This window comes from Pseudomonas kermanshahensis, from assembly GCF_014269205.2.
In the GTDB taxonomy this organism is placed as follows: domain Bacteria; phylum Pseudomonadota; class Gammaproteobacteria; order Pseudomonadales; family Pseudomonadaceae; genus Aquipseudomonas; species Aquipseudomonas kermanshahensis.
The window spans coordinates 363,905-382,517 of sequence record NZ_JABWRY020000002.1 but is presented as its reverse complement, the minus strand read 5'-3'; the positions used below and the strand labels follow the sequence as shown (position 1 = coordinate 382,517).

Below are 18,613 nucleotides of genomic sequence, written 5' to 3'. Positions count from 1 at the left end.
CTGGAATAAACCGTTGACGGCCGACTCCTGTAGACTCTCTGCCAACGAGCCCCTCCTTCGAGCCTGCGATGCACAAAGAAACCGAACTCAAGCTCCGCGCCAGCCGCGAGACCCTTGCCGCCCTGCGTGAGCACCCCCTGCTGAAAAAGCGCAACAAGTCCGGTTGGCAGACCCGTGAACTGCTCAACCAGTACTTCGACACTCCGGAGCGCGAGCTTTCCGCCGCCCGTGTCGCCCTGCGCCTGCGCCGCGATGGTGATGCAATTATCCAGACCTTGAAGTGCCGCGGGCAAAGCGTGGCCGGGCTGTCCGAGCGCAACGAGTACGAGTGGCACCTGGACAAGGTCAAGCTCGACCTGAAAAAGCTCGACGGCACCTGCTGGCCCGAGCAGTTGGCTGCGCTCGACAAGAAAACCATCAAGCCGCTGTTCACCACTGACTTCAGCCGTGAATACGCCGAAATCGCTTGGGGCCGCGGCAAGAGCAAGGTCGTGATCGAGGCCGCGCTGGACCAGGGCTTCGTGATCGCCGGCAAGCGCAAGGAAGAAATCTGCGAGTTGGAGCTCGAGCTGCGCGAAGGCGCACCTGAAGCCCTGCTGGAACTGGCCGCCGAGCTCGCCGCCAGCCTGCCGCTGATGCCTTGCGACATCAGCAAGGCCGAGCGTGGCTACCGCCTGCTGGAGCCCGAAAGCTACGAGCTGGGCCTGCCGCAGACCGAGCTGGACGCCGAAATGGCCCTGGACGATGCCTTCGCCGCCCTCGCCTGGCAGTTGCTCGGCAGCAGCCAGCGCCTGGCCGAGCAATACCGCCACAATGGCCACTGGCGCCTGCTGCAGGACTGGGTGCAGTCTCTGGCCGAGCTGCGCGCACTGGTCGCCAGCTTGGGCCAGGCCGCACCGCGCGCCACCACCCGCGAGCTGCGCGCCAGCCTCGACGCGCTGCTGGAAGACTGGCGCCCACTGGTGCAGGCCGGCAACGATGACGAAGACATCCGCCGCGCTGCGCCTGAGCAATTCGCCGAAGAACTCGAAGACGTGCGTTGGGGCCAGTTCTCGCTGGAAACCTCGCGCTGGCTGCTGGCCCGTGGCTGGACCGTCGAGCGCAAAGGCCGTGGCGAACGCCAGGGCAAGGCGCAGCTGGCCAGCTGGATGGCGCACCTGCTGGGTGAAGAAGGCCGTTCGCTGAAACTGCCGCTGTACACCCAGCGCCCGGAAGACCTGGCCGAACAGCTGCCGCGCATCGAACAGCTGCTCGCCTGGCTGCACCATGCCCGCCAGGTGCTCGAAGCGCCGCAGATGGACCGCCTGTACGGCGACCTGAAAAAGCTGCACGAGCTGGCTGAACTGCCGCTGTCCGAAACGCCCGACGAGCTGCTTGAAGCCCGTATCGAGCAGGCCCGCGCGGTTGATCAGAGCCGTGGCTGGAAGTACCTGCTCAAGGCCTGATCGGCGTCGCTAGCCCTGTAGGAGCAGCCTTGCGCTGCGAAGAGGCCCGTTTTGCCACAGATTTTTTCTGGTCAAACCGGCCCCTTCGCAGCACAAGGCTGCTCCTACAGGTCGTGTACTACCTCGACAGTGGCAGGCTGGTGGTGGATTTGATCTCCGAAAGCGCCACGATCGAATTGACCTCCTGAATCCCCGGCACATTCGACAGTTTTTCGAAGAAAAACCGCTCATACGCCTCAATGTCCGAGGTAACGATACGCAGCAAGAAGTCCACCGAGCCCATCAGCACATAACATTCCAGCACCTCCGGGAAACCTCGGATCGCCTCGGTGAACTCGGTGAAATTGGAGCGCCCGTGCGCGTTGAGCTTCACCTCTGCAAAAATCTGCGTGTTCAGGCCGATCTTCTTGCGGTCGAGCAGCGTCACCTGCCCACGTATCACCCCCTCCTCCTTCAGCCGCTGAATGCGCCGCCAGCACGGCGACTGCGAAAGCCCCACACGCTCGGCGATCTGTGCGCTGGACAGCGAAGCGTCCTCCTGCAGCAATTCGAGGATGCGCCGATCATAGGCGTCCAGTTCGCTGTGCATTAATAATTCTCCAGATCACGACAATCCAAATAGATCAATCTGCCATACCGGCCAATTGGTCGAATCATAGCGAAAAAATACCCGCCTCAACGTGCAAGAATTTCTCCCACATTTGCGGAGACCAGCATGAACGCACTGCCACGTACCGACGCCTGGGCCGCCAGCAACGCCCACAGCACCGTGCACTACCGCCTGCAGGCCGAGGCCGAGCCCGACAGCTTGTGCCGGGTGCTCAACCTGTTTGCCTTGCAGTTTCTGACCCCACACCACGTGCAGGTCAGCCAACAGGATGACTGGCTCGCCATCGAGATCGGCATTGGCGGGCTGAGCTGGCACCGGGCCGAGGTGATTGCGCAAAAATTGCGCAACTTGGTGTGTGTGGGCGAAGTTAGCCTGATGAACCTGGCGCGCGTGGAGCTGGCGGTGGTGTGACACCGCAAGATCCAGAAACCCTTTGCCCGCCGTAAGCGCACCGCACCCGACTAGCCTTCAACAGGACTCCCCTCCTGGCAAGGACGCCGCCATGCATAGCCCCGACAACCAAGCCCTCGACCTCAAGCGCCTGCTCCAGGCCTTGCTCACCGACCGGCACCTGGACGCCAGCGACACCCTGCTGGTACTGGAGCAGGCCGCGTCACGGCCGACCTGCCACCCTCTGGAGCTCATCGCCGCCCCCGGCCTTGAAGACCGCAAGCACCCCGGCCAGCCCCTGGACCTGGACCGCCTCTGCCAATGGCTGGCTGACAAGATCGGCCAGCCGTTCCTGCGCATCGACCCCATGCAACTCGACATGGCCCAGGTCAGCGGGCTGATCTCCCCCGCTTTCGCCCAGCGCCATGGCATTCTCGTCGTCGCCGCCGACCCTTCCGGCGTCACCGTGGCCAGCGCACAGCCCTATCAGGATGACTGGCAAGCGGACTTGGCCAGGGGCCTGGGCAGGCCCATCCGCCGCGTGCTGGCCAGCCCGCTGCAGATCCGCCAGCTGGGGCAGTCGTTCTTCCGCCTGGCCCAATCGGTACAGGGCGCGCAGCACCAGCAGTCAGCCAGCCTGGGCGAGCTCGAACACCTGCTGGAGCTGGGCAAACGCCAGGCAGAAGCCAGCGCCGACGATGCCCATATCGTGCACATCGTCGACTGGCTGCTGCAGTACGCCATCGAGCAACGCGCCAGCGATATCCACCTGGAGCCCCGTCGCGAAAAAGGGCAGCTGCGCTACCGCATCGACGGCCTGCTGCACACCGTCTACGCCTTCCCCGCTGGCGTCACCCTGGCGCTGGTCAGCCGCCTCAAACACCTCGGGCGCATGGATGTGGCAGAGAAACGCCGGCCACAGGACGGCCGGTTGCAAAGCCGCCTTGCCGGCGGCGGCGAAGTGGAATTGCGCCTGTCGACCTTGCCGACGCCCTTTGGCGAAAAACTGGTACTGCGCCTGTTCGACCCGCAACAGTTGCATGAAGACTTCGACCGCCTGGGCCTGGAAGGGCAGCAACTGGAGCAATGGCGCGCGCTGCTGGGCCAACGCCAGGGCATCATCCTGGTGACAGGCCCCACGGGGTCAGGCAAGACCAGCACGCTCTACGCCAGCCTCAAGCTGCTGGCCACCCCGCAAGTCAACCTGTGCACCATCGAAGACCCCATCGAGCGGCTGGAGCCGGCCTTCAACCAACTGCAAGTCCAGCCCGCACTGGGCCTGTGCTTCGCCGACGGCGTGCGGGCGATGCTGCGCCAGGACCCGGACATCATCATGATCGGCGAGATCCGCGACCGGGAAACCGCCCTGGTGGCCGTGCAGGCAGCCCTCACCGGGCACCTGGTGCTGTCGACCCTGCACACCAACGATGCCTGCGGCGCGATCACCCGGCTGCAGGAACTGGGCGTGGCTGATTACCTGATCAAGGCAACGCTGATCGGGGTCATGGCGCAGCGCCTGATTCGCACCTTGTGCGGCGATTGCCAGGGTTGTGCCTCGGCAGCCAGCGGCCAGCCCTGCCGCACCTGTCGCGGTACCGGTTTTCAGGGCCGTACTGGCCTGTTCGAACTGTTGATACCCAGCGAAAGCCTGCGCGCGCAGATAGGCCCACACACCGACCTGGCGCAGTTGCGACGCCAGGCGCTGACCGAAGGCTTGGTAGACCTGCGCCGCTGCGGGGAGGCGAAAGTGGCCCGGGGCCTGACCGCTACAGAGGAAGTGCTAAGGGCCTGCTCCTGAGCAAAAAACCCTTGTATTCAAGGAACTTGCCCCCCTCGGCAGAATCAAACCGCGCATCTTCAACCCTCACCCTTCGAGGTGTTTCAACATGCGTCTCAAAACCGCCATCGCGACCGCTGCCTTGCTTTCGCTGCCAATGGGCTCCGCCATGGCCGATACCTTCTGGCGTAACGTGATTTCTTCCGGTGCAACCACGGCGTCGACCTACCTGACGTCGAAGGATCACAAACTGGTAATGGCCGCGCAGGATGACGCCGGCAGCTTCGTAGCCAGTGAAGGCGCAATCCGCGGGCCGTTCCTGGAATCGGCGATGCGCCAGGTGCGCGCTGAAAACCCAGGGATGCAGGCCAGCGACATGGAACTGGCCAATGCCATCCTGGCCAAGAACGCGGTAGCCGAATAAGTTTTTGGGGGGCCAGCCCCCCAAAAAATCAGCGATAAGCCTCCACCGGCACACACGCGCAAAACAAATTCCTGTCCCCATACACATTGTCGACCCGGTTCACCGCTGGCCAATACTTGTGCTGGCGTACGTGAGCGCTGGGGGCGATGCCTTGCTCCAGGCTGTACGGCCTGTTCCACGGTGCCAACACGTCAGCCAAGGTATGCGGCGCATGCTTGAGCGGGTTGTCTTCGGCCGGCCAGTTGCCTTCCTGTACCTGAGCGATTTCTGCACGGATCGCCAGCATCGCTTCGACGAAACGGTCCAGCTCGGCTTTCGACTCACTCTCGGTTGGCTCGACCATCAGCGTGCCCGGTACCGGGAATGACATGGTCGGGGCATGGAAGCCGTAGTCCATCAAACGCTTGGCCACGTCTTCCTCGCTGATGCCGGTCTGCGCCTTGAGCGGCCGCAGATCGAGAATGCACTCGTGGGCCACGCGCTGGTTACGCCCGCGGTAAAGCACCGGGAAAGCCCCACCAAGTTGGCTGGCCAGGTAATTGGCCGAGAGGATCGCCACCTCACTGGCATCGGCCAGTTGCGGGCCCATCATGGCGATATACATCCAGCTGATCGGCAGAATGCTCGCACTACCCCAAGGCGCGGCACTGACCGCGCTGTTGCTCGGGTCCAAACCCGGCACCGGCACCACCGGGTGGCTGGCGACAAAGGGCTTGAGGTGGGCGCGGATACCGATCGGGCCCATGCCGGGGCCGCCGCCCCCGTGGGGGATGCAGAAGGTCTTGTGCAGGTTCATGTGCGACACATCGGCGCCGATGTCGGCTGGCCGCGTCAGGCCGACCTGGGCATTGAGGTTGGCGCCGTCCATGTACACCTGGCCACCGTGTTGGTGCACCACGTCGCAGATTTCGCGAATACCCTCTTCATACACCCCGTGGGTCGAGGGGTAGGTGACCATCAGGCACGACAACCGATCCCCGGCCGCTTGCGCTTTGGCCTTGAGGTCCGTGAGGTCGACGTTGCCGTCGTCGTCGCAATCGACGATCACCACCTCCATGCCGGCCATCTGCGCCGAGGCCGGGTTGGTGCCGTGGGCGGAGGACGGAATCAGGCACAAGGTACGCTGAGGCTGGTGGCGGCTGCGGTGGTAGCGGGTGATGGCCATAAGGCCGGCGTATTCGCCCTGCGCGCCGGAGTTGGGCTGCATGCAGATGGCGTCGAAGCCGGTGATGGCGCATAACCAGCTTTCCAGCTCGTCGATCATCGCCTTGTAGCCCACTGCCTGGGCAGTCGGGGCGAACGGGTGCAGCTGGGCGAAGGCTGGCCAGGTGATGGGGATCATCTCGCTGGTGGCGTTGAGTTTCATGGTGCAGGAGCCCAGCGGGATCATTGACTGGTTCAGCGCCAGGTCCTTGTTTTCCAGCTGCTTGAGGTAGCGCAGCATCTCGGTTTCGCTGTGGTGCAGGTTGAAGACCGGGTGCGCAAGGATCGGCGTGCGCCGCACCAGCCCCGCCGGGATGCCTTCTGGCAGCGCCAACTGGTCGAGCGCGGCAATGTCCAGGCCGTGATCGACGCCGAGGAAAATATCCAACAGGCGCAATACGGTCTGCTCGTTGCAGGTTTCGTCCAGGCTCACGCCCAGGTGCCCGCGCCCGAGGATGCGCAGGTTGATACGCGCGTGCTCGGCACTTTCGATGATCGCCGCCTGCGCGCCGCCCACCTCCAGCGTCAAGGTGTCGAAGAAATGCTGGTTGAGCCGCTTGATGCCCTTGGCCTCCAGGCCGGCCGCCAGAATGAAGGTCAGCCGGTGCACCCGCTGGGCGATGCGCCGCAAGCCTTCTGGGCCATGGTAGACAGCGTAGAAGCCGGCGATGTTGGCCAGTAGCACCTGGGCCGTGCAGATGTTGGAGTTGGCCTTCTCGCGGCGGATGTGCTGCTCGCGGGTCTGCAGGGCCATGCGCAGCGCGGTGTTGCCCCGGGCATCGCGCGACACACCGATGATGCGCCCCGGCATGGCCCGCTTGAAGTCGTCGCGGCAGGCGAAATAGGCGGCATGAGGGCCGCCGTAGCCCATGGGGACGCCAAAGCGCTGGGTCGAGCCCAACACCACATCGGCGCCCAGCTCACCGGGTGGTGCCAGCACCACCAGGCTGAGCAGGTCGGCGGCGACGCAGGCCAAGGCATGCTGGCTGTGCAGGTGATCGATCAGCGGGCGCAGGTCGCGTACTTCGCCGTGGGTATCCGGGTACTGCAGCAAGGCGCCGAATACCGCGTGCTTGGCCAGGTTATCCACAGCATCGACGATCAGTTCGAAGCCAAACCCTTCGGCACGGGTTTTCAGCACCGAGAGGGTTTGCGGGTGGCAGTGCTCGTCGGCGAAAAAGGCGTTGCTCTTGTTGCGCGCCACGCGTTTGGCCAGGGCCATGGCCTCGGCAGCGGCGGTGGCCTCGTCGAGTAGCGAGGCATTGGCCAGGGTGAGGCCGGTGAGGTCGATGACCATCTGCTGGAAATTCAACAACGCTTCCAGCCGGCCTTGGGCGATTTCCGGTTGGTAAGGCGTGTAGGCGGTGTACCAGCCAGGGTTTTCCAGCACGTTACGCAGGATGACGGTCGGCGTGACGGTGCCGTGGTAGCCCATGCCGATGAGGCTGGTCCAGACCTGGTTCTGCTCGGCATAACCGGCGAGCTTGGCCAATGCGGCCTGTTCGTCCAGCGCCGGCGGCAGGTCGAGGGGGCGATTGAGGCGGATCCCCGGCGGGACCGTCTGCTCGATCAGCTCGCTGCGGCTGGCAACACCCAACGCGCTGAGCATGGCCTGCTGCTCCGAGGCATCGGGGCCCAGGTGGCGACGCAGGAAAGGGTTGAGCTCTTGCAGTTGATGCAGGGACGGCGACTGGGACATGACGACGCTCTCTTCCTAGACCAGGCCTCATGGAGACTTATAAGTCTAGGAAGGATTGCCGATTGTGCGGGGAAACTTGCTTGCAGGCCCGGCCTCATCGCGGGTAAACCCGCTCCTACAGGGGTATCAGCTGCAGTGCAGTACCTGTGGGAGCGGCTTTAGCCGCGAACAAGGCGACGCGGTATTACTCGCCGATAGCAGCCTGATAACCCGCAGCATCCAGCAGCTTGTCCAGCTCAGCCTTGTCGCTTGGCTTCAGCTTGAAGATCCAGGCACCGTAAGGCTCTTCATTGAGCAGCTCAGGGCTGTCGGCCAGTGCTTCGTTGACCGCGATCACTTCGCCACCGATCGGGGCGTAGATGTCGGAAGCAGCCTTGACCGATTCGACCACGCCAGCCGCGTCGCCTTGGGCGAACACCTTGCCGACTTCCGCCAGTTCGACGAACACGACGTCACCCAGGGCTTCCTGTGCGTGGTCGCTGATGCCAACGGTCACTGTGCCGTCGCTTTCCAGGCGTGCCCACTCGTGGCTTTCGGCAAAACGCAGTTCGGCGGGGATATTGCTCATGTCTTGAATTCCTCGATTGGCTCAGCGGTCGGCCCGCCGGTTAAAAATTATTCAAATCAGGATTTTGCCGTGGCGCACGAAGGTCGGTTTGACCACCCGCACCGGGTACCACTTGCCGCGAATCTCGACCTCGGCGCGGTCGCCGGTGGCCATGGGTAAACGCGCCAGGGCAATAGACTTGCTCAGCGTAGGAGAGAAACTACCACTGGTGATCTCCCCTTCGCCAATGCCAGCAACGCGAACCACCTGATGGGCACGCAAAACACCGCGTTCTTCCAGCACCAGGCCAACCAGTTTTTCCTTCACACCTTGCTCGATTTCCTCCAGCAGGCCCGCGCGGCCGATGAACTCGCGCTCAGCCGGCTCCCAGGCGATGCTCCAGCCCAGGTTGGAGGTGAGTGGGGTGTGGGTTTCGTCGATGTCCTGGCCATACAGGTTCATGCCGGCTTCCAGGCGCAGGGTGTCACGGGCGCCCAGGCCACTGGGGGCGATGCCGGCGCCGACCAGGTCGTTGTAGAAGGTAACGGCCTCGTGGCCTGGCAGGATGATCTCGAGGCCGTCTTCACCGGTATAACCGGTGCGGGCAATGAACCATTCACCGTCGGCAATGCCTTCGAACGGGCGCAGCGCGCGAATCAGTGCGGCGCGCGAGGCGCTGAGCAAGGCGGCGACCTTGTCCCGGGCCTGCGGGCCTTGGATGGCCAGAATGGCCAGGTCCGGGCGCACCTCGAAATCGACCGAGAACCCGCTTTGCTGGGCCTTGAGCCAAGCCAGCACCTTGGCGCGGGTAGCGGCGTTGGTGACCAGGCGGTAGCCGGCTTCGGTGCGATAGGCGATGAGGTCATCGATGACCCCGCCCTCTTGGTTGAGCAGTGGGCTGTACAGCGCCTTGCCGACACTGTCGAGGCGGGCAACATCGTTGGCCAGCAAATGCTGCAACCAAGCGGTAGCATCACGGCCACTGATGTCGATCACGGTCATATGGGAAACATCGAAGACCCCGCAGTCACTGCGCACCTGATGGTGCTCCTCGACTTGCGAGCCATAGTGCAGGGGCATGTCCCAACCGCCAAAATCGACCGTCTTGGCGCCGAGCGCCAGGTGCAGGTCATACAAAAGCGTGCGCTGTCCCATGGGTTTCTCCTTCCGGGCGTGGCGAAGCGGCGGCGGTCGATGACGTTTGGTCGTCAGCTCTTCTTGTAGGACCCGCCGCGCGAATGCCGCGCATTGTAGCCGCATGGGCGCAGGCTGGCATCCTTACTGTCAGTGACCGGGGCGCCGAGCTGAGCGGCGAATCAGCCCGATGACCGGCAGCAAGCCCACCAGCACCAGGGTCAAGGCAGGCAGCGAGGCACGTGCCCACTCGCCCTCGCTGGTCATCTCGAACACCCGTACCGCCAAGGTGTCCCAGCCGAACGGGCGCATCAGCAAGGTGGCCGGCATTTCCTTCAACACATCGACGAATACCAGCAGGGCAGCACTCAGTGCACCGGGCACCAGCAACGGCAGATACACCTTGAAAAACAATGCCACGCCGCCGACGCCCAAGCTGCGCGAAGCCTCTGGCAACGAGGGGCGGATGCGCTCCAGGCTGCTTTCCAGCGGCCCGTAGGCCACGGCGATGAAGCGCACCAGGTAGGCCAGCAGCAAGGCCGCAAGGCTGCCCAGCAGCAAGGGTTTGCCAGCGCCGCCCAGCCACGTCGAAATCGGCACCACCAGCTGGTTATCGAGGTAACTGAAGGCCAGCATGATCGACACGGCCAGCACCGAGCCTGGCAGGGCATAACCAAGGTTGGCCAGGCCGACCCCGGCGCGGATGCCGCCGGTCGGCGCCTGGCGCCGGGCGAAGGCCAGCAGCAGCGCCACGCTCACCGTGATCAATGCGGCCATGCCGCCCAGGTACAAAGTGTGCAGCACCAGGCCGACATAACGCTCGTCCAGGTCATGCCGCCCGCGCTGCCAGCACCACACCAGCAGTTGCAGCAGCGGTATGACGAAGGCACAAGCGAACACCAGCAGGCACCAGCCGCTGGCCAGCAGCGCCTTGGCCCCACGCAGGTGATAGAGCGCCTTGCCACGCGCGCGCTCATTACCCGTACGGCTCGCGCCGCGGGCACGGCGCTCGCCGTACAGCACCAGCATCACCGCCAACAGCAGCAGGCTGGCCAACTGGGCCGCGCTGGACAGGCTGAAGAAACCGTACCAGGTCTTGTAGATGGCGGTGGTGAAGGTGTCGAAATTGAACACCGCCACCGCACCGAAGTCGGCCAGGGTTTCCATCAATGCCAGGGCGATACCGGCACCGATCGCCGGCCGCGCCATGGGCAGTGCGACGCGCCAGAACGCCTGCAGCGGTGACAGCCCCAGTACCCGGGCCGCCTCCATCAGCCCCCTGCCCTGCGCCAGGAAGGCCGTGCGCGCCAGCAGGTAGACATAGGGGTAGAACACCAGCACGAGCACGATGATCACCCCGCCCGTGGAGCGCACGCGCGGCAGGCGCATCGGCCCGAATACTTCGCGCAGGGCGCTTTGCACCGGGCCGGCAAAATCCAGCAGGCCGACGAAAACGAATGCCAGCACGTAGGCGGGGATGGCAAACGGCAGCATCAGCGCCCAGTCCAGCCAGCGCCGGCCAGGGAATTCGCAGAGGCTGGTGAGCCAGGCCAGGCTGACCCCCAATACGGTCACGCCGATGCCTACGCCTACTACCAGGGTCAGGGTGTTGCCGAGCAGGCGGCTCATCTGGGTGTCGAGCAGGTGTGACCAGATCTGCAGGTCGATCGACTGCCATGACAGCAGCAGGACGCTCAGAGGCAACAGCACCAGGGCGGCGACCAGGGCGACCGGGAGGTACCAGCGGCGTTGGGGGGTGTGGGGCAAGTTCAGAACTCTCGATTGCGATTGCGACCGCTGCGCGGTCGTTCGCGGGCAAGCCCGCCCCCACAGGGTTTACACACGCTTCAGTGGAAAACCTGTGGGAGCGGGCTTGCCCGCGAAAGGGCCCTTGCAGGCCCCGGAAGGATAACTCAGTTCCAGCCAGCCCGATCCATCAAGCGAATCGCTTCGGCCTGGCGCTTGCCAGCGATTTCGACCGGAATGCTGTCAGCCTTGAAGCTGCCCCAGGCGGCTACCTCGTCCGATGGCTTGACCTTCGGGTTGGCCGGGAACTCCTGGTTGATGTCGGCGAACAGCTTCTGCGCGTCCTCGCCGGTCATCCATTCCACCAGCTTTTTCGCAGCCTCAGGGTGCGGGGCATGCTTGGTCAGGCCAATACCCGACAGGTTGACGTGCACACCGCGGTCACCTTGGTTGGGCCAGAAGATCTTGACCGGCAACGTGGGGTTTTGTTTATGCAGGCGCCCGTAGTAGTAAGTGTTGACCACGCCCACGTCGCACTGGCCAGCTTCGATGGCCTGGATCACGGCGTTGTCATCGGAGAACACGTCGGTGGACAGGTTATTCACCCAACCTTTGACGATGGTTTCGGTTTTCGCCTCGCCGTGGTTCTCGATCAAGGTGGCGGTCAGCGACTGGTTGTAGACCTTCTTCGCAGTGCGCAGGCACAGACGCCCTTCCCACTGCTTGTCGGCCAGGGCTTCGTAGGTGCTCAGCTGCTCCGGTTTGACCCGGTCGGTGGAGTAGATGATGGTGCGCGCGCGCAGGCTCAGGCCGGTCCAGTCATGGGACGAGGCCCGGTATTGCGGCGGGATGTTCTGGTCGATGATGTCCGATTTGATCGGTTGCAGGATGCCCATCTGCTCGGCCTGCCAGAGGTTGCCGGCATCGACAGTCAGCAGCAGGTCGGCCACACCGTTCTCGCCCTCGGCCTTGATGCGTTGCATCAACGGGGCTTCCTTGTCGGTGATGAACTTGACCTTGACCCCGGTCTTGGCGGTGTAGGCGTCGAACACCGGCTTGATCAGCTCGTCGATGCGCGAGGAGTACACCACCACTTCTTCAGCTGCCTGGGCAGTGCCGCCGAACAACGTCAGGGCCAGGGCGGCCAGTAGGGGCTTGCGTGGCAACATGAAATGCACTCCTCGGATCGTATGAGAGGCGCAAATGGTAGTGAATCCCATTTTGTCCCTCACCCTCGGAGCCGTTACCGGATGTTGCAGGCCGTGCTAACGTCAGGGCTTGGCCAATTCTGGCAGGTCTCCGCTCAAGCCCAACGCTTGGCGCACGAACAATGCCTTGGCCTCTGGCATCTGCTCCACCAGCTTCAAGCCACTGTTACGCAACCAGCGCAACGGCAGCGGATTGGCCTGGAACAGCCGCTCGAACCCTTCCATGGCGGCCATCAGCCCCAAGTTGTGCGGCATGCGCCGGCGCTCATAGCGGCTCAGCACCTTTACATCCGCCAGCCGTTCGCCGCGCTCGCTGGCATTCACCAGCACCTCGGCCAGCACGGCGGCATCAAGGAACCCCAGGTTGACGCCCTGCCCGGCCAACGGGTGAATGGTGTGCGCGGCATCGCCGATCAGCGCCAGGCCCTCAGCCACATAGCGCTTGGCATGGCGCTGACGCAGCGGCACGCACACGCGTGGGTCGGCCTGTAGCACCTCGCCCAGGCGCCCCTCGAAGGCCCGCTCCAGGGCCTTGAGGAAGGCCGGCTCGTCCAGCGCCATCAGTTGCTCGGCATGCTCTGGCGTGGTCGACCAGACGATCGAGCACCAGTCCTGCTGGCCCTCACGTGTCAGCGGCAGAAACGCCAGCGGGCCCTCGTCGGTAAAGCGTTGCCAGGCCGTGGCCTGGTGCCCCGCGCTGCAACGTACGCTGGTGACGATGGCGTGGTGCAGGTAATCCCACTCACGGGTTTCGCAGCCGGTCAGGCGGCGTACCGCCGAGTTGGCGCCATCCGCCGCCACCACCAACGGCGCCCGCAGTTGGCGACCGTCGGCCAGGGTCAGCAGCCACTCGTCACCGGAACGGCGCAGTTGCTCGAGCCGCGCGTTGGGCAACAGGCCGATGTCGCTGTCATGCAGACGCTCCAGCAAGCCATCCTGCACCACCCGGTTTTCGACGATGTGGCCGAGCACCTGGGCATGCACGCTGGCCGCCGCGAAGTGGATCTGGCCCGTGCCGCTGCCATCCCAGACGTGCATGTCGGTATACGGCGTGGCCCGTCGCCGGGCGATGCCATCCCAGGCGCCTAGGCGCTCCAGAATGCGCTGGCTGGCCGCCGACAGGGCACTGACGCGCGGCTCGAACGGCGCTTCGGTATCGAAGGGTTTTACCGACAGCGGGCTGCCGTCGAGCAGGAGAATGTCCAAGCCACTGTGGCGCAATGCCAGGGCCAGGGCGCTGCCGACCATACCGGCACCGACAATCAACAGATCTGCGCGCATTTCCATGCCTTACGCCTGCCTCGCTTGCGGCTTGAGCCGCACGTATAGGGTTTTATCGACCCGCGCTACCAGTTCGCCGGCGCCGTCGCGGATGTCCACCTGCAGCCGCGGCAGGCACTTCTTGCCGGTGGCGGTCTGCTGGCGAATGTCGTCGAGCAGGGCGTCATCGAGGTGGAACTCGGCGTACACGGGGCCTTTGCCCGGCGAGATGAAATCAATGCTCGCCGCCTTGTCCCAGACGATGTACTCGCGCCCCAACTGCTCGATCAGCAGCAGCATGTAGAACGGGTCGACCATCGAATAGAGGCTGCCGCCAAACTGGGTACCGACGTAGTTGCGGTTCCAGCGGGTAAGCTTCATGCGGACCTTGACGCTGCGCATGTCCGGGCTGATGTGCTGCACGCGGATACCGGCGCCCAGGTACGGCGGGTAAAGGTTCAGCAACCAGCGCAACATGCGGGCCCGGCGCGCCAGTCTGCGCGGATTGCTCATGCCTGGCCCCGCGAATCGGGGCGCGTACCCAGGCCCATGGCCTGGCGGGCAAACCAGCTTTTTGCCGGCGGCAGCAGGTCGAGCCCGAGCAGGCCAATGTTGCGCCCGGCAGCCAGCAACGGCTGGTTGCTGCCGAACAGGCGGGTGACCTGGTCGGAGAAGCCAATGGTCAGCGCCTGGTCCAGGCGCTGACGCTGGTGGTAGGCCCGCAAGGTGCCCAGGTCACCGGGGTGCTGCGGGCCCGCCAGCAGAGCGTGTGCAAGCACCTGGACGTCACGCAGCGACAGGTTGAAGCCCTGGCCGGCAATGGGGTGCAGGCTGTGCGCAGCGTTGCCCAGCACCACCAGGTGCGGGCGTGTCTGCTCTTCGGCCTCGACCAGTGCCAGCGGGTACAGATGCCTTGCACCCACTTGGCGCAAGGCCCCAAGACGATAGCCGAAGGCGTCCTGCAGCTCGCGCAGGAAGCTGCGTTCATCGATTTCGGCCAAGCGCTGAGCGTCCATGCCCTGACGGGTCCAGACCAGCGCGCAGCGGTTTTCCGGCAGTGGCAGCAGGGCCATCGGGCCGGTTTCGGTGAACCGCTCGAACGCCTGGCCGCGGTGGGCTTCGCCAGGCGTGATGTTGGCGATCAGGGCGCTTTGCTCATAGGGCGTGCGGCGCACATGAATACCCAGCTGCTCACGCAGGCCAGAGCGGCCGCCATCGGCCAGCACTGCCAAGTCGCATTCCAGGCTGGTGTCGTCATCCAGTTGCAGGCGATAACCGCCTTCGATGGCGTGCATCGCCCTCACTTCGGCGGGGCAACGCCAACTCACCACCTCAGGGTCCAACCCCTGCCACAGGCACTGCCCGAGCCAGGCGTTTTCCACCACGAAACCCAGCGCTGGCACGCCTTCTTCGTGGGCATCGAGGCGCGTGGCACCGAACCGGCCACGGTCGGATACCTGAATCTGCAGGATAGGCTCGGCGCGCTGGCTGATGGCCTGCCACAGCCCCAACTGCTGGTAGATCTGTTGCGTGCCATACGACAACGCCGACGAACGCGCATCGTAGCTGGGCTGGAAGCTATGGCCGGGTGCGAACGGCTCGATCAGCAGGATCTTCCAGCCTCGCGCCTTGGCCCCGGCCTGCAGGGCCAACGCCAGGCTCGCGCCGACCAGGCCGCCACCGATGATCGCCAAGTGGACCCGGTTCATGCCGCGTCCTTGCGCGCAGCCTGCATCAGCGCCTCGATCTCGGCGACTGTGCGGGGTACACCCGACGTCAGAATTTCACAGCCCTGCCTGGTCACTACCACGTCGTCCTCGATCCTTACGCCGATGCCGCGCCACTTCTTGGCCACCGCCTGGTTGTCGGCGGCGATGTAGATGCCCGGTTCGACGGTCAGCGCCATGCCGGGCTCCAGCACGCGCCACTGGCCGCCCACTTTGTATTCGCCCACATCGTGCACATCCATGCCCAGCCAGTGCCCGGCGCGGTGCATGTAGAACGCGCGGTAGGCTTCGCTTTCGATCAGCCCCTGCACATCGCCCTTGAGCAGCCCCAGCTCCACCAGGCCCTCGGTGATGACCTGCACGGTCGCCTCGTGGGCGTGGTTCCAGTGCTTGCTGGGGGCGATTTCGGCGAAGGCTGCCGCCTGGGCCTTCAGCACCAGCTCGTAGATGGCCTTCTGCTCGGGCGAAAAACGCCCGCTGACCGGGAACGTACGGGTGATGTCGCTGGCATAGCAGTCGATTTCGCAGCCCGCGTCGATCAACACCAGGTCGCCGTCCTTGAGCGGGGCGTCATTCTGCTGATAGTGCAGGATGCAGCCATTGCGCCCGGCCGCGACGATCGAGCCGTAGGCCGGCATTTTCGCGCCGCCTTTGCGGAACTCGTAATCCAGCTCGGCTTCCAGGCTGTACTCATGCAGCCCGGCCCGGCAGGCCTGCATGGCACGCACGTGGGCACGGGCGGAAATGTCTGCGGCAGCGCGCATCACCTTCACTTCTGCCGCCGATTTATACAGGCGCATGTCGTGCAGCAGATGATCCAGCGCAACGAACTCGTTCGGCGGCTGGGCACCCAGGCGCGCCTTGGAGCGGATCACGTTGATCCAGTCCATCAGCCGGCGATCGAATTCGGGGTTGCTGCCCATGGCGCTGTACACCCGCTCCCGGCCCTCGATCAGGCCCGGCAGGATCTCGTCGATGTCGGTGATCGGGAAGGCATCGTCGGCGCCAAAATCACGCACCGCACCTTCCTGGCCGGCGCGCAGCCCTTCCCACTGCTCGCGCTCAGGGTTGCGCTCGCGGCAGAACAGCACGTACTCGCCATGTTCACGGCCCGGGATCAGCGCAATCACCGCCTCGGGCTCGGGAAAGCCGCTGAGGTACTGGAAATCGCTGTCCTGGCGGTACACGTGCTCGACGTCGCGGTTGCGAATGGCAACGGCAGCGGCGGGCAGGATGGCGATGCTGTTGGGGACCATCTGCGCCATCAGCGCCTTGCGCCGACGGGCATACTCGGCCTTGGGAATGTGGCTCATGGGCAGACTACCCCCGGTTGATCAGTGCAACGATGGCTTGGACGCAGGTGCGGCCGGCTTGGCCAGCTCGGAGAACAGCAGCAGCGGCGCGACGCGCAGGTATTCCATGACTTCCATGTAGTCGCTCTCGCCGTCTTCGGACTCTTCGAGGGCTTCTTGTACCTGGGAGATTGCCACCAGGTCCTGCAGCACGTCTTTGGCTTCGGTGGACAGGTCCTTGCCACCGGCGTTCAGGCCAAAGCCCGTGATGAAGCCTTGGCACCACTGGCCCAGCGCCTCAGCACGGTCAGCCAGCGCGGCATCATCGGTCGGCAGCAGCAGGACGATGGCCATGTCATCGCTGGTGAGCTCGCCCTTGACCATCTCTTGCAAGCCGATCAGGGCGTTGCGGACGGTGTCACCGGGTTCGTTTTCCAGCAGTTGGGCGGCGTCGGCCAGCCAGGCGTCGGCATCGAAGCCGGCACCGGCGCAGCTGCGCCCGACCAGCAAGCCGTGCAGCTCGGCAGGAGTGACAGGGTGGCCGTTGCTGGTAAGCAGCATGGCGAAGGCAATGTAGGGCGATTGGGTATTGGGCATGGGCAACTAGGCGCCAGACGGCGCAATGACTAGAATGGAGACCTTGTATCCTAGCACCGGCAGGCGCGCCAAGACCATCGGCACTGGCCGTCGCGGCCCGGGGAGAGGCATCATCGCCAGGTGACTCAACGACGGAGCGATTCGAGTGCAACCCACGCAAGAGAACGACCTGCAAGCGCTGATGAGCCGATTCGAGTTGCTGATCGAACGTGTCGAGCAACTAAAACGGCAAAATGCACTCCTAGTAGCTCAGGAAAAATCCTGGCGCGAAGAGCGCGCCCACCTCATCGAAAAGAACGAGATCGCAAGGCGCAAGGTCGAGTCGATGATTTTACGCCTCAAGGCTCTGGAGCAAGACTCATGAGTTCAAGCAATAGCGTCACCGTGCAGATCCTCGACAAGGAATACTCGATCATCTGCCCGCCGGAAGAGCGCAACAACCTGGTCAGCGCCGCGCGCTACCTGGACGGCAAGATGCGCGAGATCCGCAGCAGCGGCAAGGTGATCGGCGCCGACCGCATCGCGGTCATGGCTGCGTTGAACATTACCCACGAGATGCTGCACCGCCAGGAAGACCGTAGCGCTGCCCCGGTCGCTGGCACCAACCGCGAACAGGTGCGCGACCTGCTGGATCGGGTCGATAAGGCTTTGTCCGACGACACGGATACCAAAATCGGCTGAGATTGGTATACTGGCGCCACTCCCTGGGGGATGCGCCAGTCGGTTATGTCCCTGAGCCGATACGCACAACCACGGGGGTTGCACGCTGGGGCCGGTGTGCATGTCCGCTCGACGGAAAGCCTTAACGCCCCCTGCAATCTCCACCTTGAACTTTCGGGTTCAAGGGCTACACCGATAGCGGTCTTATCGGGGAGCCTTATTTTTTTGTCCGCCCTTGCTGCGGGCATACCCCTACCAGTCGCGACAACTGGGAACGCCTGTGCCATGACCGACACCGCGCCGCTCACCCGCCCCCAGCTTCGTCGCCTGCTCCGCAATGCCCGCCGCGCACTGACGCCTGCCCAGCAGCGCCAAGCCGCCCTTGGCCTATACCGCCAGCTGGCGCAAGACCCGCTGTTCCGCCGCGCCCGGCACATTGCCCTGTACCTGCCCAACGACGGTGAAATCGACCCCTACCTGCTATTGCGCGAAGCCCAGCGACGCGGCAAACGTACTTACCTGCCGGTGCTGCACGCCTGGCCGCGCACACGCATGGTGTTTCAGCGTTTCGAACAGGGTGAAAAACTCAAGCGCAACCGCTTCCGTATTCCAGAGCCACTGACCGACCGCAAACGCCAACGCCCGATCTGGGCTCTGGACCTGATCCTGCTGCCGCTGGTGGGTTTCGATGAAGTGGGTGGCCGCTTGGGCATGGGCGGTGGTTTCTATGACCGCAGCCTGGCCTACCAGACGCGCCGCAAGACCTGGAAGAAACCTTTGCTATTGGGGCTGGCGCATGAATGCCAGAAGGTCGAGCGGCTGGCACAGGCCAGTTGGGATGTACCATTGCAAGGCACGGTCTCGGACCGCGACTGGTACCTGGCGCCGAACTGA

18 protein-coding genes and 1 other RNA gene are annotated in these 18,613 nt (G+C 64.3%); 8 read left to right on the top strand and 11 right to left on the bottom strand.

Translation table 11 applies throughout. The features are described from left to right. The first annotated feature begins 68 nt into the window (after positions 1 to 68). On the top strand, positions 69 to 1,445 hold the full coding sequence (locus HU764_RS26200) for a CYTH domain-containing protein (protein ID WP_027592248.1): 1,377 nt from the start codon (positions 69 to 71) through the stop codon (positions 1,443 to 1,445). Between the two features lie 118 nt (positions 1,446 to 1,563). Here the strand turns inward: HU764_RS26200 and HU764_RS26195 are convergent, their stop codons facing one another. Further along, positions 1,564 to 2,034, bottom strand: coding sequence for an Lrp/AsnC family transcriptional regulator (locus HU764_RS26195; RefSeq protein ID WP_027592247.1), 471 nt, complete (start codon positions 2,032 to 2,034; stop codon positions 1,564 to 1,566). Between the two features lie 126 nt (positions 2,035 to 2,160). On the opposite strand from HU764_RS26195, the gene HU764_RS26190 reads away from it, so the two are divergent. The 3 genes from HU764_RS26190 to HU764_RS26180 all read left to right on the top strand — a co-directional run bounded on the left by HU764_RS26190 (position 2,161) and on the right by HU764_RS26180 (position 4,646). Further along, positions 2,161 to 2,466 (top strand): hypothetical protein, encoded by a 306-nt coding sequence (locus HU764_RS26190; RefSeq protein WP_099455671.1) that lies wholly within the window; start codon positions 2,161 to 2,163, stop codon positions 2,464 to 2,466. 91 nt (positions 2,467 to 2,557) lie between these two features. Beyond that, positions 2,558 to 4,243, top strand: coding sequence for a GspE/PulE family protein (locus HU764_RS26185; protein ID WP_186681410.1), 1,686 nt, complete (start codon positions 2,558 to 2,560; stop codon positions 4,241 to 4,243). Positions 4,244 to 4,331: 88 nt separating this feature from the next. After that, a complete protein-coding gene (locus tag HU764_RS26180) occupies positions 4,332 to 4,646 on the top strand; it encodes a DUF2388 domain-containing protein (protein WP_027592244.1) in 315 nt (104 codons plus the stop codon). 28 nt (positions 4,647 to 4,674) lie between these two features. On the opposite strand, the gene gcvP is transcribed toward HU764_RS26180, so the two are convergent. From gcvP to HU764_RS26130, 10 genes are all read right to left on the bottom strand, one after another. Next, the gene (gene gcvP, locus HU764_RS26175) at positions 4,675 to 7,548 is read right to left on the bottom strand and encodes an aminomethyl-transferring glycine dehydrogenase (RefSeq protein WP_186703097.1); all 2,874 of its coding nucleotides are present in this window, start codon (positions 7,546 to 7,548) and stop codon (positions 4,675 to 4,677) included. A 184-nt stretch (positions 7,549 to 7,732) separates the two neighbouring features. Further along, on the bottom strand, positions 7,733 to 8,116 hold the full coding sequence (gcvH, locus tag HU764_RS26170; protein ID WP_027592242.1) for a glycine cleavage system protein GcvH: 384 nt from the start codon (positions 8,114 to 8,116) through the stop codon (positions 7,733 to 7,735). 51 nt (positions 8,117 to 8,167) lie between these two features. After that, positions 8,168 to 9,250: a glycine cleavage system aminomethyltransferase GcvT gene (gene gcvT, locus HU764_RS26165; protein ID WP_186703096.1), complete on the bottom strand. Its 1,083-nt coding sequence runs from the start codon at positions 9,248 to 9,250 to the stop codon at positions 8,168 to 8,170. A gap of 129 nt (positions 9,251 to 9,379) precedes the next feature. Then, positions 9,380 to 10,996, bottom strand: a complete 1,617-nt coding sequence (locus HU764_RS26160; protein WP_027592240.1) for an ABC transporter permease — start codon at positions 10,994 to 10,996, stop codon at positions 9,380 to 9,382. Positions 10,997 to 11,142: 146 nt separating this feature from the next. Further along, positions 11,143 to 12,144 carry an extracellular solute-binding protein gene (locus tag HU764_RS26155; RefSeq protein WP_099430747.1) on the bottom strand — a complete coding sequence of 334 codons (1,002 nt, stop codon included), beginning with the start codon at positions 12,142 to 12,144 and terminating at the stop codon, positions 11,143 to 11,145. 102 nt (positions 12,145 to 12,246) lie between these two features. Further along, complete coding sequence (locus HU764_RS26150; RefSeq protein WP_186703102.1) at positions 12,247 to 13,464, bottom strand: 2-octaprenyl-3-methyl-6-methoxy-1,4-benzoquinol hydroxylase; 1,218 nt, start codon at positions 13,462 to 13,464, stop codon at positions 12,247 to 12,249. Between the two features lie 9 nt (positions 13,465 to 13,473). Then, positions 13,474 to 13,956 carry a DUF4442 domain-containing protein gene (locus HU764_RS26145; protein ID WP_027592237.1) on the bottom strand — a complete coding sequence of 161 codons (483 nt, stop codon included), beginning with the start codon at positions 13,954 to 13,956 and terminating at the stop codon, positions 13,474 to 13,476. After that, on the bottom strand, positions 13,953 to 15,152 hold the full coding sequence (gene ubiH, locus HU764_RS26140; protein ID WP_186703095.1) for a 2-octaprenyl-6-methoxyphenyl hydroxylase: 1,200 nt from the start codon (positions 15,150 to 15,152) through the stop codon (positions 13,953 to 13,955). The genes HU764_RS26145 and ubiH overlap by 4 nt, the downstream gene beginning before the upstream one ends. After that, positions 15,149 to 16,483, bottom strand: coding sequence for a Xaa-Pro aminopeptidase (gene pepP / locus HU764_RS26135; protein WP_186703094.1), 1,335 nt, complete (start codon positions 16,481 to 16,483; stop codon positions 15,149 to 15,151). Before pepP ends, ubiH begins: the two co-directional genes overlap by 4 nt. Positions 16,484 to 16,504: 21 nt before the next feature. After that, positions 16,505 to 17,059, bottom strand: a complete 555-nt coding sequence (locus HU764_RS26130) for a YecA/YgfB family protein (RefSeq protein WP_027592234.1) — start codon at positions 17,057 to 17,059, stop codon at positions 16,505 to 16,507. Between the two features lie 181 nt (positions 17,060 to 17,240). Here HU764_RS26130 and HU764_RS26125 point away from each other — a divergent pair, with 181 nt between their 5' ends. The 4 genes from HU764_RS26125 to HU764_RS26110 all read left to right on the top strand — a co-directional run bounded on the left by HU764_RS26125 (position 17,241) and on the right by HU764_RS26110 (position 18,613). Beyond that, the gene (locus HU764_RS26125) at positions 17,241 to 17,423 is read left to right on the top strand and encodes a TIGR02449 family protein (RefSeq protein ID WP_033693939.1); all 183 of its coding nucleotides are present in this window, start codon (positions 17,241 to 17,243) and stop codon (positions 17,421 to 17,423) included. Beyond that, a complete protein-coding gene (locus tag HU764_RS26120; protein ID WP_027592233.1) occupies positions 17,420 to 17,740 on the top strand; it encodes a cell division protein ZapA in 321 nt (106 codons plus the stop codon). The genes HU764_RS26125 and HU764_RS26120 overlap by 4 nt, the downstream gene beginning before the upstream one ends. A gap of 17 nt (positions 17,741 to 17,757) precedes the next feature. Beyond that, positions 17,758 to 17,937, top strand: a non-coding RNA gene (ssrS, locus tag HU764_RS26115) — 6S RNA. A 67-nt stretch (positions 17,938 to 18,004) separates the two neighbouring features. After that, positions 18,005 to 18,613 (top strand): 5-formyltetrahydrofolate cyclo-ligase, encoded by a 609-nt coding sequence (locus tag HU764_RS26110; protein WP_186703093.1) that lies wholly within the window; start codon positions 18,005 to 18,007, stop codon positions 18,611 to 18,613.

Excerpts from the sequence above, each read along its gene's own strand:
- HU764_RS26155 (WP_099430747.1), bottom strand. The coding sequence starts at position 12,144 with ATGTTGCCACGCAAGCCCCTACTGGCCGCCCTGGCCCTGACGTTGTTC.
- HU764_RS26180 (WP_027592244.1), top strand. The coding sequence starts at position 4,332 with ATGCGTCTCAAAACCGCCATCGCGACCGCTGCCTTGCTTTCGCTGCCA.
- HU764_RS26110 (WP_186703093.1), top strand. The coding sequence starts at position 18,005 with ATGACCGACACCGCGCCGCTCACCCGCCCCCAGCTTCGTCGCCTGCTC.
- HU764_RS26195 (WP_027592247.1), bottom strand. The coding sequence starts at position 2,034 with ATGCACAGCGAACTGGACGCCTATGATCGGCGCATCCTCGAATTGCTG.
- gcvT (WP_186703096.1), bottom strand. The coding sequence starts at position 9,250 with ATGGGACAGCGCACGCTTTTGTATGACCTGCACCTGGCGCTCGGCGCC.
- HU764_RS26130 (WP_027592234.1), bottom strand. The coding sequence starts at position 17,059 with ATGCCCAATACCCAATCGCCCTACATTGCCTTCGCCATGCTGCTTACC.
- HU764_RS26200 (WP_027592248.1), top strand. The coding sequence starts at position 69 with ATGCACAAAGAAACCGAACTCAAGCTCCGCGCCAGCCGCGAGACCCTT.
- gcvP (WP_186703097.1), bottom strand. The coding sequence starts at position 7,548 with ATGTCCCAGTCGCCGTCCCTGCATCAACTGCAAGAGCTCAACCCTTTC.
- HU764_RS26185 (WP_186681410.1), top strand. The coding sequence starts at position 2,558 with ATGCATAGCCCCGACAACCAAGCCCTCGACCTCAAGCGCCTGCTCCAG.
- HU764_RS26150 (WP_186703102.1), bottom strand. The coding sequence starts at position 13,464 with ATGCGCGCAGATCTGTTGATTGTCGGTGCCGGTATGGTCGGCAGCGCC.
- HU764_RS26120 (WP_027592233.1), top strand. The coding sequence starts at position 17,420 with ATGAGTTCAAGCAATAGCGTCACCGTGCAGATCCTCGACAAGGAATAC.
- gcvH (WP_027592242.1), bottom strand. The coding sequence starts at position 8,116 with ATGAGCAATATCCCCGCCGAACTGCGTTTTGCCGAAAGCCACGAGTGG.
- HU764_RS26145 (WP_027592237.1), bottom strand. The coding sequence starts at position 13,956 with ATGAGCAATCCGCGCAGACTGGCGCGCCGGGCCCGCATGTTGCGCTGG.
- ubiH (WP_186703095.1), bottom strand. The coding sequence starts at position 15,152 with ATGAACCGGGTCCACTTGGCGATCATCGGTGGCGGCCTGGTCGGCGCG.
- HU764_RS26190 (WP_099455671.1), top strand. The coding sequence starts at position 2,161 with ATGAACGCACTGCCACGTACCGACGCCTGGGCCGCCAGCAACGCCCAC.
- pepP (WP_186703094.1), bottom strand. The coding sequence starts at position 16,483 with ATGAGCCACATTCCCAAGGCCGAGTATGCCCGTCGGCGCAAGGCGCTG.
- HU764_RS26125 (WP_033693939.1), top strand. The coding sequence starts at position 17,241 with ATGAGCCGATTCGAGTTGCTGATCGAACGTGTCGAGCAACTAAAACGG.